The sequence below is a fragment of the Inquilinus sp. CAU 1745 genome, from assembly GCF_039839375.1.
GTDB lineage: Bacteria > Pseudomonadota > Alphaproteobacteria > DSM-16000 > Inquilinaceae > JBDOQU01.
The window spans coordinates 222,383-234,765 of sequence record NZ_JBDOQU010000007.1 but is presented as its reverse complement, the minus strand read 5'-3'; the positions used below and the strand labels follow the sequence as shown (position 1 = coordinate 234,765).

Genomic DNA, 12,383 nt, shown 5'->3' with positions numbered 1-12,383 from the left:
CCGTAAACGCCCCCGGGTTGGGCGGGGGGCGCCCGCCCCGCGCCAAACCGGCTCACGAACCCCAGCCGGATTGACTGTCAGGAATGTATCCGGACTAACTGTCAGGAATGTTCCCGGTTGCACAAGTTTGGTTTTTCAAAGAGCGCCCATCACGGGCGCTCTTCTTTTGCCACATATTAAGTCAATCGATTGACTTAATCGTTCGATCCACTTAACCTCTCCCCATGACCGACGCTATCGACACCACCTCCCGCGGCGACGAAACCCGGCTGCGCCTGCTCACCGCCGCCATCGAGATCTTCGGCCGCCATGGCTTCGATGCCTCCACCCGCGCCCTCGCCCGGGAGGCGGGCGTGAACCTTGCGGCGATCCCCTATCATTTCGGCGGCAAGGAAGGGCTCTACCTCGCCTGCGCCGACCATATCGGGGAGCAGATCTCCGCCCGCATCGGTCCGGTCGCGGAAGAGGTGAGGAGCCGGCTGTGGAGCGCGGCCAATGACGGGCCGTGCCGCCGGCCGCTGGAGGAGGGAGAGGCGCGCCGCCTCCTCGCGCAGATCCTGGAAGCCTTCGCCCGCACCATGGTGGCCCCTGAATCCGCCGGCTGGGCGCGCTTCATCATCCGGGAGCAGATGGAGCCGACGGAGGCGTTCTCCCGCCTCTACGAAGGCGTGATGAAGCGCATCATCGAGACGGCGCGCCGACTCGTCGGCCGCATCCTGAACGAAAATCCCGATTGCGAGGCCGTCCGCCTCCGCACCATCTCGCTGGTCGGGCAGATCCTGATCCTGCGCGCCGGCCGGGCGGCGGTGATGCGCCAGATGGAATGGGATGAGGTCGGGGACCGCGAATTCGCGCTGATCCGCGACATGATCGCGGACTCTGTGGCGGCGTTGGCGCCGCCGCCGACGGGTGGGTGAGCGATGAAGAAAGTCGTCCGCCCCCTCATAGCGCTCGCAATCCTCGGCCTCGCCGCCGGTCTCTGGTGGAGCGACATCCCCGAACGGCTGGGCTGGCGGGAGGCTGAGGACGCTCCCCTGACGCTCTACGGCAATGTCGACATCAGGCAGGTCGATTTGGGCTTCCGCGTTTCCGGCCGGATCGGGGAGATGGCGGTTGAGGAGGGCGAGGCGGTCTCCGCCGGCGATGTCCTGGCGCGGCTGGAAGGCCAGCCCTATCGGGACCAGGTCCGGCAGGCGGAGGCGGAGGTCGCCCGCGCCGCCGCTATCCTCGCCGATCTGGAGGCCGGCCCGCGCCCGGCGGAGATCGCCCAGGCCCGCGCGCTGGTCGCGGAGCGGCAGGCGAGCCTGGATGCGGCGGAAGAGACATTCTCCCGGCAGGCTCGGTTGGTGCGGACGGGCGCGGTTACCGAGGCGGCCTACGATGCCGCCCAGGCCGACCGCTCGGAAGCCGCGGCCCGGCTGGTTTCCGCCGAACGCGCGCTCGACCTGTTGCTGGCCGGCGCGCGGGAGCAGGAGATAGAGGCCGCCCGCGCCGGCCTTGAAGCCGCGCGGGCCTCCCTCGCGCTGGCGGAAACGAACCTTGCGGACACGATCCTCGCCGCGCCCGGCGACGGCGTGATCCTGACGCGGGTCCATGAGCCCGGAGCCGTGATCATGGCTGGGGAGACGGTCTACACCGTCACCTCGCGGGAGCCGGTATGGGTCCGCGCCTATATCCCCGAACCCGATCTGGGCCGCATCCATCCCGGCATGGCGGCTGAGGTGGTGACCGACACCCGCCCCGACGAACCCTATCGCGGCCATGTCGGCTTCATCTCGCCGCAGGCGGAATTCACCCCGCGTTCGGTGGAGACGCCGGAGCTGCGCACCGATCTCGTCTACCGGCTGCGGGTGATCGTGGACGATCCCGACCAGGGGCTGCGCCAGGGAATGCCAGTGACCGTGCGCTTCCCCGACGCGCGGCGGACGGAGCAATGACCGCTCTCCTCGCGCGCTTCTCCTCCGTCACCAAGCGTTTCGACGCGGACGGGCCGCCGGCGCTCGACGGGGTTTCCGGCACGGTCGCGACTGGGGGCATCACCGGACTTGTCGGCCCGGATGGCGCGGGCAAGACGACGCTGATCCGGCTGATGACCGGGCTCCTGCTCCCCGATGGCGGGACGCTGGAGGTGCTGGGACTCGACCCCGCCGCCGAGGCCGACGCCGACGCCATCCGCGCCCAGATCGGCTACATGCCCCAGCGCTTCGGCCTCTACGAGGATCTGACGGTCGCGGAGAATTTGACGCTCTACGCCGATCTGCGCAGCCTGCCGCAGGGTGAACGGGTGGCAACGTTCGATGAGCTTCTGACCTTCACGGACCTCAAGCGCTTCTCCGGCCGGCTGGCCGGGCGACTGTCGGGCGGGATGAAGCAGAAGCTGGGGCTCGCCTGCGCCCTGCTGCGCAAGCCGCGCCTCCTGCTGCTGGACGAGCCAGGGGTCGGCGTCGATCCGATCTCCCGTCGCGATCTCTGGGCCATGGTCCAGGACCTGACCCGAGAAGGCATCGGAATCCTCTGGTCCACGGCCTATCTGGACGAGGCGGAGAAGTGCGACAGCGTGCTGCTGGTCAATGAAGGAAAGCTGCTGTTCGACGGTAAACCCGCCGACCTTACCGCGAGGGTCGAGGGAAGGGTGTTCAAACTGACCCAGACGGATCGTCGCCCCAGCGCCCTGCTGGCCGATCTGCTGGAACGTCCGGGGATCATCGACGGCGTGGTCCAGGGAAAATCCATCCGGCTGGTGCTGGCGAAGGATTCCACGCCGTCCGAGGAAATGGAGCCGACGCCGCCCCGCTTCGAGGATGCCTTCGTCGACATATTGGGCGGCGGGCCGGGCGGCCGGTCGCGGCTGGCGGAGACGACGCGCAGGATAGAGGATGGCGACGGCAGCGTGATCGAGGCGCGGGGGCTGACCAAGCGGTTCGGCGACTTCACCGCGGCCGGCGACATCACCTTCTCCATCCCGCGCGGAGAGATCTTCGGCCTTCTCGGCCCGAACGGCGCGGGGAAGTCCACGACCTTCAAGATGCTCTGCGGCCTGCTGAAGCCCAGCGCGGGGGAGGGCAGGGTCGCGGGCTTCGACCTTCGCCGCGACACCGCCGCCGCTCGCGCCCGGCTCGGCTACATGGCGCAGAAATTCTCGCTCTACGGCGATCTCAGCGTCGCCCAGAACCTCGCCTTCTTCGCCGGCATCTACGGACTGTCCGGTGCGCGGAAGAAGGAACGGATCGGCCTCATGGTCGATATCTTCGACCTGGAGCGCCATCTCGGCGTCTCTGCCGGGACGCTGGCGCTCGGCTTCAAGCAGCGGCTGGCGCTGGCCTGCGCCGTGATGCACGAACCCGAAGCCCTGTTCCTGGACGAACCCACCTCCGGCGTCGACCCGATCACGCGCCGGGAATTCTGGACCCATATCAACGGCCTGGTCGAACGGGGGGTGACGGTGCTGGTCACCACCCATTTCATGGACGAGGCGGAATATTGCGACCGCCTCGCGCTCATCTATCGCGGCCGGTCGATCGCGGCGGGCTCCCCGGACGACCTTAAGGCCAGTGTCGCCGGTCCCGATCTGCCCGATCCGACGCTGGAGGACGCGTTCATCGCGCTGGTCCAGGCATCCGATGCGGAAAGGGAGGCGGCGTGACCGACGCTCCCGCCGTTTCCGCAAGTGATCGCCGCCGACGCTTCACGGCGCTGATGCGCAAGGAGACGCTGCAGATCTTCCGCGATCCCAGCAGCATCCTGATCGCCTTCGTCCTGCCGCTGATCCTGCTCTTCCTGTTCGGCTACGGCGTATCGCTGGACGCGACGGTGGTCCGGGTCGGGATGGTGGTGGAGACGCCGTCCCCGGCGGCGCGGGAACTGGTCGCCGCCTTCCGGGGCTCCCGCTATTTCGATGTGGAGACCGGGCGCGACCGCCGCGCCTTCGCCGACGATCTGGTCGCCGGCCGGATCAAGGGCATCATCGTCGTCCCCTCGGGTTTCGCCGCAGCGCTCGCCGATCCGGAGGACGCGCCGACCGTCCAGGTCATCGCCGACGGCACGCAGCCGAACACCGCCAGCTTCGTCCAGAACTACGCCCGGGGCGTGCTGGCGACATGGGTCGAAATTGAGCAGGCCCGGACGGGCGGGGAGCGCGGTCCGGTGATCGAGGTCGCCCAGCGCTTCTGGTTCAACCCCGAACTCAGCAGCCGCAATTTCCTGGTGCCGGGATCGATCGCCATCGTGATGACGCTGATCGGCACTTTGCTGACCGCGCTGGTCATCGCGCGGGAGTGGGAGCGCGGGACGATGGAGGCGATGATGGCGACGCCGGTCAGCGTGGCGGAGCTTCTGGCCGGAAAGCTGCTGCCCTATTTCGCGCTCGGCCTCGCCTCCATGGCGCTCTGCGTCGCCATCGCCGTCTTCCTGTTCGGCGTGCCGTTCCGGGGGTCGGTCGTGGCGCTGCTGGCCCTTTCCGCCGCCTTCCTCTGCCCGGCGCTGGGGCAGGGGCTGCTGATCTCTGCCGCCACAAAGAACCAGTTCGTCGCTTCCCAGGTGGCGTTGCTGAGCGGCTTCCTGCCGGCCTTCCTGCTGTCGGGATTCATCTTCGAGATCGGCTCCATGCCCGCGCCGATCCGCTGGCTCAGCCATGTCGTCGCCGCCAGCTATTTCATCCCCAGCTTGCAGACGGTGTTCCTGGCCGGCGACATCTGGGCGATGTTCCTCCGCGACATCGCGGTCATGCTGGGAATCGGGGCGGTCTTCTTCGCGCTGGCCGCCCGGAACACCCGCAAGAGGCTGGCCTGATGGGCGGTCGGATCGCGGCGCTGGTGGTGAAGGAACTGCTGGCCATCCTGCGCGATCCGAAGGGCCGGCTGGTGCTGATCGCCCCGCCGCTGATCCAGCTCCTGATCTTCAGCTACGCCGCGACGCTGGAGGTCAAGAATGTCGAAATCGCGATCCTGAACCAGGATGCGGGCCGCTGGAGCGCGGAGCTTATCCAGCGGATCGACGGCTCCCCGACCTTCACGCGTCTCGTCTATCTCCATGGGCCCGAGGCGCTGGAGGAGGCGATCGACCGGGGGCGGGTGATCGCGGCGATCCGCATCGGCCCCGATTTCTCCCGCGACATAGAGGCCGGGCGGCCGGCGACGGTTCAGGCGATCCTCGACGGCAGGCGGTCGAACGCCGCCCAGATCGTCGCCGGCTATATCGGCCGGATCGTCGACGGGATGTCACCCGCGCCGGGGCCGCGCCCGTCGATCGAGGCGCGTAACTGGTTCAATCCCAATCTGGATTTCATCTGGTACACCGTGCCCAGCTTGGTGGCGATCATCTCGCTGCTGATCGGTCTCATCGTCACCGCGCTCTCCGTGGCGCGGGAGCGGGAGTTGGGGACGTTCGACCAGCTCATGGTCTCGCCGCTCCGGACTCATGAGATCCTGGTCGGCAAGACCGTCCCGCCGCTCCTGATCGGCCTCGTCCACTCCACGGTCTTCATCCTGGCCGCGATCCTGGTGTTCGACGTGCCGCTCCGGGGATCGGTGCTGCTGCTCTACGCCAGCCTTGTCTTCTATCTGGCCGCGACGATCGGGGTCGGCCTCTTCATCTCTGCCCTGTCGGCGACCCAGCAGCAGGCGATCCTGGGCGCGTTCCTCTTCGCCTCCCCGGCGATCCTGCTGTCGGGCTTCGCGACCCCGGTCGACAACATGCCCGAATGGCTCCAGGCGGTGACGATCGTCAACCCGCTGCGCCATTTCCTGACCATCGTCCAGGGCATCTTCCTGAAGGATCTGCCGGCGGAACAGGTGATCGCCGGAACCATCCCCCTCGCCCTCATCGCCCTCTGCACCCTAACCGCCGCCGCCTGGCTGTTTCGCCGACGGATGGAGTGAGGACTGCTTTCCTCCTCCCCTGCAAGGCGGGGGAGGAAGGGGCCCATCCCGGAGGGATGGGAAGGTGGGGGTGGTGGCTCAGCCCTTGTTCAGCGCCTTGTTCAGGCCCATCGACCGTTCGACGATCATGATGATTCCGATCGTGCCGACGATCAGGAAGACCGAAGCGGCCGCCACCAGCGGGTCGCTGCGGGTGTCGACATAGCGGTAGAGCTCCACCGGCAGGGTGGTGATGCTGGGCCCGACGACGAAGAGCGAGATCACCACCTCGTCGAAGCTGACCAGGAAGCACAGCGCGGAGGCCGCGACGATACCCGGCGTCATGAGCGGCAGGGTGATGCGCCGGAAGACCGTCAGCGAATGCGCGCCCAGTGTCGAGGCCGCTTCCTCCACCGATGGCGGCAGGGTCCCCAGCGCGGTCGCCAGCACCCGCAGCGCGTAGGGCAGGGTGATGACCAGATGCGCCAGGATCAGCCCGTGGAATGTCGCGACAAGGTTGATCTCCACGAACACGATCAGGATCGCCAGCCCCAGGACGATGGTCGGCAGCAGCAGGGGGGCTGTGAAGAGCGCGAACAGCGGCTCCCGCCCCGGGAAGGATATCCGCGTGATCGCGTAGGCGGCCGGGATGGCGATCGCCAGCGACAGCAGCGTCACCACCGCCGCCAGCGACAGGCTGGTCCAGAAGGCGCCGACCAACACGCTGTTGGTCGGCAGTTCCTGATACCAGCGCAGGCTCCAGGAGGATGGCGGGAAGGACAAATACGGGTCGCCGCTGAAGCTCATCGGGAAGACCAGCAGCACCGGCGCCAGCAGGAAGATGAACAGCAGCCCGACGAGAAGGCGCGCGCCGATAGAGTTCTTGTTTTCCATGGATCGGCCTCCTCTATTCGAAGCTCTTGACGACGCGGGAGTAGAACCAGAGCGCGATGCCGAAGATGACCAGAATCAGCATCGACAGGGTCGCCGCCACCGGCCAGTTCAGCAGGATCATCGCCTGGTCGTAGATCTCCGTCGCCAGCAGGAAGACCCGCCCGCCGCCCAGCAGCTTCGGCGTGATGAAGGAGCTGATCGACAGCACGAAGACCAGCAGGCAGCCCAGCGCGATGCCGGGAACCGTCAGCGGGATGGTCACGCGGAAGAGCGTCTTCCAGCGTTTCGCGCCCAGCGACTGCGCGGCCTCCTCCAGCGTCGGGTCCAGCCGCCCGAACCCGGCCAAGAGGGACAGGATCATGTAGGGCATCAGGATCTCCACCAGCCCGACGATGACGCCGAAATTATTGAAGACGAGGCGCATCGGCTGGTCCGTCACGCCGGCCCACATCAGCAGCCCGTTGATGAAGCCCTGGTCGCTCAGGATGATGATCCAGCCATAGGTCCGGACCACCGCGCTGACCAGCAGGGGGGAGATCACCAGCAGCGTCAGCGCGCTTCGCCACTTCGCGCTGGTGCGGTGGATGAACAGCGCGATCGGGTAGGAAAGGACCAGCGTGACGAGCGTGATGATCCCGCAGATGTAGAGCGAATTCCACACCAGCTCCAGGTAGAACCAGTCGGTCATCACGTCGAAATAGTTCTCGAAGGTGAACGCCTGCTCGATCGCGCCGCCGGCGACCGAGCGGTTGAAGCTCATCCTCAGCAGGTTGAGGCTGGGCAGGATGAAGGAGATCAGATTGACCAGCAGGATGGGCAGCAGCAGCACCGTCACCAGCTGGTAACGGTTGAGGCCGGCGCGGCGCGACATCCCGCCGGGGGAAGGGGAGATCGCGGCCGCGGTCATTCTTCTTCTCCGAACACCAGCGTGTCGGACGCCGCCCAGCGCAGATGGACCGTATCGCCGACGGTGACCGGCTGCGGTCCGGCCGTCGTCGCCTTCTCCACCTGAAGCGTCGTGCCGCCCAGATCGATATGATGCTCCAGCGTGTCGCCGATATAGGTCGACCGGACGATGCGGCCCTGGGCGTGGTTCGCCCCGTCGGCCGGAAAGGGCTTCTGCGAGATCTCGATCCGGTGCGGCCGGATCATGACGTCGACGGGCCCCGGCGGGGTCGACGGGTTCTCGCAGCGGATCTTCTGCAGGCCGATATCGATCGTGCCATCGGTCTTCAGCGTGCCAGGTATCTTGTTGATGCGGCCGACGAACTCGGCCACGAACTGGGTGCGCGGCCTTTCATAGACCTCGAACGGCGTGCCGATCTGCGCCAGCTTGCCCTTGTGCATGACCGCGATCCGGTCGCACATGCTCAGCGCTTCCACCTGATCATGCGTGACGAAGACGGTGGTGATGCCCAGCCGCTGCTGGATGTCCCTGATCTCGATCCGCATCTGGTCGCGCAGCTTGGCGTCCAGGTTGGAGAGAGGCTCGTCCAGGAGGAGAATGCTGGGCTCGATCACCAGCGCGCGGGCGAGCGCCACCCGCTGCTGCTGGCCGCCGGAAAGCTCCTTCGGCCGCCGTTCCGCCAGATGGCCAAGCTGGACCAGGTCCAGCGCCTTGGCGACCATCTCCTTCGTCCGGTCGCGCGGGATCTTCCGCATCTCCAGCCCGAAGGCGACGTTCCTCTCGACCGTCATATGGGGGAACAGGGCGTAGTTCTGGAAGACCAGCCCCATATCCCGACGATAGGGCGGCAGGTTGGTGACGTCCCGCCCGCCGACCGTGATCTGGCCGGCGGTGGCCGGGATCAGCCCGGCGATCATGCGGAGCGTCGTCGTCTTGCCGCAGCCCGAGGGGCCCAGAAGGGCGATCAGCTCGCCCTTCCGGACGGGGAGGGAAAGATCGCGCACCGCAAGAACGCTCTCGCCGTACCGCTTTTCCAGATTGAGAAGCTGAAGGTGGCTGTCCTCCTGTTCCTTCCCGGTCCGATTGTCGGGCTGGCGTTCGTCGATCTTCACGGCGTGCATCATCCTTCCCTCCGTTACCCTTGGCCGTTACCCTTTGGCGGTCGCGATCAGCGGCTCTGGGAGATGATCTCCCGGCGCCACCGCTCCGACAGGTCCTCGCGGAACTCGGCGACCTCCAGCCAGTTCACGTCCATCATGCTCTCCATCCGCTCCGGCGTCGCGGCGGTGCGCTCCATCGCCTCTTGGGACGGCTGGGCCTTGGAGTTGGTCGGGGCGTAGAACATGGCTTCGGTGAACGCCGCCTGGGCTTCCGGCGACAGGGCATAGTTGATGAAGGTCTGGGCGGCCTCGGCGTCCGGGGAGTTCGCGACCAGGTTGATCGTGTTGATCTGGAAGATCGATCCTTCCTCCGGAATCACGACCTTCATCGCGCCTTCGGACTGGTCGGAATAGATCTGCCCGCGGGCATTCCAGCCGATGCCGATATTGGCGGACCCGTTCATGATCGGCACGTAGGGGTCGGGGCTGGGGTCCCAGGTCTGGACGTGCGGGGCCAGTTCGGCCAGCTTCTCCACGCCCGCATCCAGGTTTTCGGTATAGGGCGCGCCGCCGGCCAGCTTGTTGGCGATGATGGTCAGGGCCGTCCCCTGGATGTCCGGCGCGGCGGGGATGGTGATCATGCCGTCATGCTGCTCGTCCCACAGCGCCTCCCAGCTTGTCGGCGGCTCCTCCACCGCCTCCGTGTTGTACATCAGGACCAGATTGTCGAAGGTTACCGCCGGGCCGTTCACGCCCTCGGTGAACGCGGTCGGGTAGAGGTCCTCCAGGTTGGTCACGATGGAGGGATCGAGCTCGGCTGTCAGCCCTTCGTCGGTCGCCGCCTTGGCGACGGACACGTCCATGATGACAACGTCGAGCAGCGGGTCCTCCTGCTGCGCACGCAGCATCCCCAGCATCGCCGCCGAATTGGTCATCGGATAATAGTCGATCTCGATGTCCGGATAGGCTTCGCGGAAGCCCTCGATCACCGTCTCCACATAATGGTCGGCGAAGATGCCGTCATAGCCGGCGACGGTGACCACGCCCTCCTCGGCGTGGGCCGGCTGGATCATCGCCATGCCGGCGATCGCCAGGGTGCCGGTCCAAAGATGCTTTCTGGTCATGTTTCCTCCATGGTTTTTGAAGTTTGAATGTCGCCGCTCTTGAATGGCGGCTTGGGCTGAAGGGATTCAGGCCGCGCGCTTGCCGTTCGCCGCCTCGATCTTCGCGGTGGCGCCGGAAATCTCGGGCAGCTTCTCGCCGTTGCGCAGGCGTTCCAGGAGCGTCACCTCCCGTTCCTGCATCTCGATCGCCCGGCGGGCGATGGCCTCGGCCTCGGACGGCTTCAGGATCAGGACACCGCTTTCATCGGCCAGCACGGCGTCGCCCGGCTCCACCGTCTGGCCGCCAACGCTGACCGGCACGTTGAACGCGCCTTCCAGCCCCAGCAGCTTGGTGGTGATGGGCGATGGGCCGGTGCACCACAGCGGCATCTCGCATTTCCTGACCTCCGAGAAATCAGTGGCCGGGCCGTCGATGACGCCGCCCTTGACGCCCGCCAGCTTGGCGGCGTTGGTCACCACGCCGCCCCAGCAGGCGTGCTTGGTGTCGCCACAGCGGTCGATCACCAGGAAGTCGCCCGGCCGGACCAGCGACAGCACATGGTGCAGAAGCGTGGAATCCGCGCCGGGGATGCGCAGCGTGACGGCGGTGCCGGCGACCCGCTTCTCCGGCAGCACCGCGCGGATGCCGCCGCCGATGAAGCCGGAATGCAGGATATGGCCGACCGTCGCCGTCTCCACCTGCTCCAGCAGGTCGACGATCGCGGGGGGGAGCTGTTGCGGCAGGGGGTTGATCGTGAACATGGGAGGGTGCGTCCTTTAAAGAACGTGGTGGTTGGCGACGGGAATGTTCTGGCGGACCGTCTCCAGGTACGGGAATTCCAGCTTCGCCGTGACGCAGCCGACATGGTCGCCGCCCTGGGCGATGACATGGCCCCACGGGTTGATCGCCAGGGTGTGGCCGTAGCAGGCCTTCTTGCCGTCGGCGTGGAAGCCATACTGGGCGGCCGCCAGGAAATAGGTCTGGGTCTCGATCGCCCGGGCGCGGGCCAGCACCTCCCAATGATCCTTGCCGGTCATCAGGGTGAAGGCGGCCGGAAGCACGATCACCTCCGCTCCCTTGTCGCGCAGGGCGCGGAACAGCTCGGGGAAGCGGATGTCGTAGCAGATGGAGCAGCCGACGGTCTTGTCCTTCACCTTGTAGGTGACGATGTCGGACCCGCGCGCGATCGTCTCGCTCTCCCGGTGGCTGGCGCCGCCCGGCACGTCCACGTCGAACAGGTGGATCTTGCGATAGCGCGCGATCTCCTGCCCTTCGGGGTCGAAGACGACGGTGGTGTTGTGGAAGGCGTTGCCGTGCTTCTCCACGATCGACCCGCCATGGAGCGTATAGCCGTGCTGCTTGGCCATCTTCGCCATCAGCCGGTAGGCATCGCCGTCGGGAAAGGTTTCGGCGCTCTCGTGGAATTCGGCCGCGCCGTTGCCCAGCAGCGCCCAATATTCCGGCAGGACCACCAGGTCCGGCTTCTCTTCCGCTGCCGCGGTCAACAGGCGCTCCGCCTCCGCCAGATTGGCGGCCTTGTCACCCTGGCTGTTCATCTGAACCTGAACGACTTTCACCGACGCTCCCTCCTTCGCATGGTTAACGAACGGGGAGAGTGGCGGCCGGCGGCCATCAGGGTCCAACACCAAATTTTTTGCGGTATGGATAACTAAATTTTATAGGAGGATGGCGTTTTCGAAATTTCTTTTAATATTATAGGCTTGCAGGTATTGGACATTCCGGACTTGATCCGGAATCCCATGGGCCGAGGCCGCTTCGCCGGCGGCGAAGAACCGGGCGCGGTCTCCAGCATGACTTTGTTGTAGTTACTTATTGTTTGTTGGTCATTCCGGACTTGATCCGGAATCCATGGGCCCCCGCCGCTTCACCGGCGGCGAAGAACCGGGCGCGGTTCAGCAAGTCCAGTATGACATTGTTTCTATCAGGTCCAGCGAAAGACCCGACAGGAACGCCAGAACGATACGGAGGGGCCTGAATGCCCCTCCGCATCCGATGGAAGGCTGAATTTACTGCTCCATCGATCCGTGGACGGCCTCCTCGACTGTCATCTCGGGATTTTCCGCACAGGCGGAGACGACGTCGGCGGCCGTCGGGCTCGTCTCTACGCCGGTGGACCCGGTCATGTCGCCGGAGTCTTCCCCTCCGCCTCCGGTCGCATCCGGCATCGTGCCGGGATCCGCGCCGCCGGTGGTGTCGCCCTCCATCTGGTCTGCCGGCGCCCCCATGTTCAGGGCTTCCATCTGCGCGTCGGAATCCATGGCGGTGAACTCTTCGCAGGTCATCGCCATGCCGTCGGAGGATGAGGCCGCGAAGGCCGGAGCGGCGGCAAAAGCGCCTATGGCTGCGGCCGTTACGAGAAGATATTTCATGTCGTCACTCCATTGTTGGCTCGTCGCGTGACGCGCGACTTGCTTAATCAGCAAGCCGGAGGCCGAAATTGTTCCGGAGCGCGGGGTCGCAGCCGGTTCACATCTGGTTGACTACTCCCTCTCCCCTCGTGGT

Annotated in this window: 12 protein-coding genes; 5 read left to right on the top strand and 7 right to left on the bottom strand. The window is 66.3% G+C overall.

Features of this window, described 5'->3' with window-relative positions; translation table 11 throughout:
- Positions 1-224 precede the first annotated feature (224 nt).
- From AAFN89_RS11195 to AAFN89_RS11175, 5 genes are read left to right on the top strand one after another with little or no spacing between them, the layout of a single operon-like run.
- Positions 225-917 carry a CerR family C-terminal domain-containing protein gene (locus AAFN89_RS11195; RefSeq protein ID WP_347539058.1) on the top strand — a complete coding sequence of 231 codons (693 nt, stop codon included), beginning with the start codon at positions 225-227 and terminating at the stop codon, positions 915-917.
- A gap of 3 nt (positions 918-920) precedes the next feature.
- Entirely contained in the window at positions 921-1,937 is a 1,017-nt protein-coding gene (hlyD, locus tag AAFN89_RS11190) for a secretion protein HlyD (RefSeq protein ID WP_347539056.1), read from the top strand.
- Complete coding sequence (locus AAFN89_RS11185; RefSeq protein WP_347539054.1) at positions 1,934-3,643, top strand: ATP-binding cassette domain-containing protein; 1,710 nt, start codon at positions 1,934-1,936, stop codon at positions 3,641-3,643. The genes hlyD and AAFN89_RS11185 overlap by 4 nt, the downstream gene beginning before the upstream one ends.
- Entirely contained in the window at positions 3,640-4,788 is a 1,149-nt protein-coding gene (locus AAFN89_RS11180; protein WP_347539052.1) for an ABC transporter permease, read from the top strand. The genes AAFN89_RS11185 and AAFN89_RS11180 overlap by 4 nt, the downstream gene beginning before the upstream one ends.
- Positions 4,788-5,876, top strand: coding sequence for an ABC transporter permease (locus AAFN89_RS11175; protein ID WP_347539050.1), 1,089 nt, complete (start codon positions 4,788-4,790; stop codon positions 5,874-5,876). Before AAFN89_RS11180 ends, AAFN89_RS11175 begins: the two co-directional genes overlap by 1 nt.
- A 78-nt stretch (positions 5,877-5,954) precedes the next feature.
- On the opposite strand, the gene AAFN89_RS11170 is transcribed toward AAFN89_RS11175, so the two are convergent.
- The 7 genes from AAFN89_RS11170 to AAFN89_RS11140 form a co-directional block, all read right to left on the bottom strand.
- Positions 5,955-6,749 (bottom strand): ABC transporter permease, encoded by a 795-nt coding sequence (locus AAFN89_RS11170; protein WP_347539048.1) that lies wholly within the window; start codon positions 6,747-6,749, stop codon positions 5,955-5,957.
- A 13-nt stretch (positions 6,750-6,762) separates the two neighbouring features.
- Positions 6,763-7,656: an ABC transporter permease gene (locus AAFN89_RS11165; RefSeq protein WP_347539046.1), complete on the bottom strand. Its 894-nt coding sequence runs from the start codon at positions 7,654-7,656 to the stop codon at positions 6,763-6,765.
- On the bottom strand, positions 7,653-8,780 hold the full coding sequence (locus AAFN89_RS11160; RefSeq protein WP_347539044.1) for an ABC transporter ATP-binding protein: 1,128 nt from the start codon (positions 8,778-8,780) through the stop codon (positions 7,653-7,655). Before AAFN89_RS11160 ends, AAFN89_RS11165 begins: the two co-directional genes overlap by 4 nt.
- A gap of 44 nt (positions 8,781-8,824) precedes the next feature.
- Positions 8,825-9,880 (bottom strand): ABC transporter substrate-binding protein, encoded by a 1,056-nt coding sequence (locus AAFN89_RS11155; protein WP_347539042.1) that lies wholly within the window; start codon positions 9,878-9,880, stop codon positions 8,825-8,827.
- Positions 9,881-9,946: 66 nt separating this feature from the next.
- On the bottom strand, positions 9,947-10,621 hold the full coding sequence (locus AAFN89_RS11150) for an RraA family protein (protein ID WP_347539040.1): 675 nt from the start codon (positions 10,619-10,621) through the stop codon (positions 9,947-9,949).
- A gap of 15 nt (positions 10,622-10,636) precedes the next feature.
- Entirely contained in the window at positions 10,637-11,437 is an 801-nt protein-coding gene (locus AAFN89_RS11145) for a carbon-nitrogen hydrolase family protein (protein WP_347539038.1), read from the bottom strand.
- Positions 11,438-11,887: 450 nt separating this feature from the next.
- The gene (locus AAFN89_RS11140) at positions 11,888-12,250 is read right to left on the bottom strand and encodes a hypothetical protein (RefSeq protein WP_347539036.1); all 363 of its coding nucleotides are present in this window, start codon (positions 12,248-12,250) and stop codon (positions 11,888-11,890) included.
- Between the last annotated feature and the right edge of the window lie 133 nt (positions 12,251-12,383).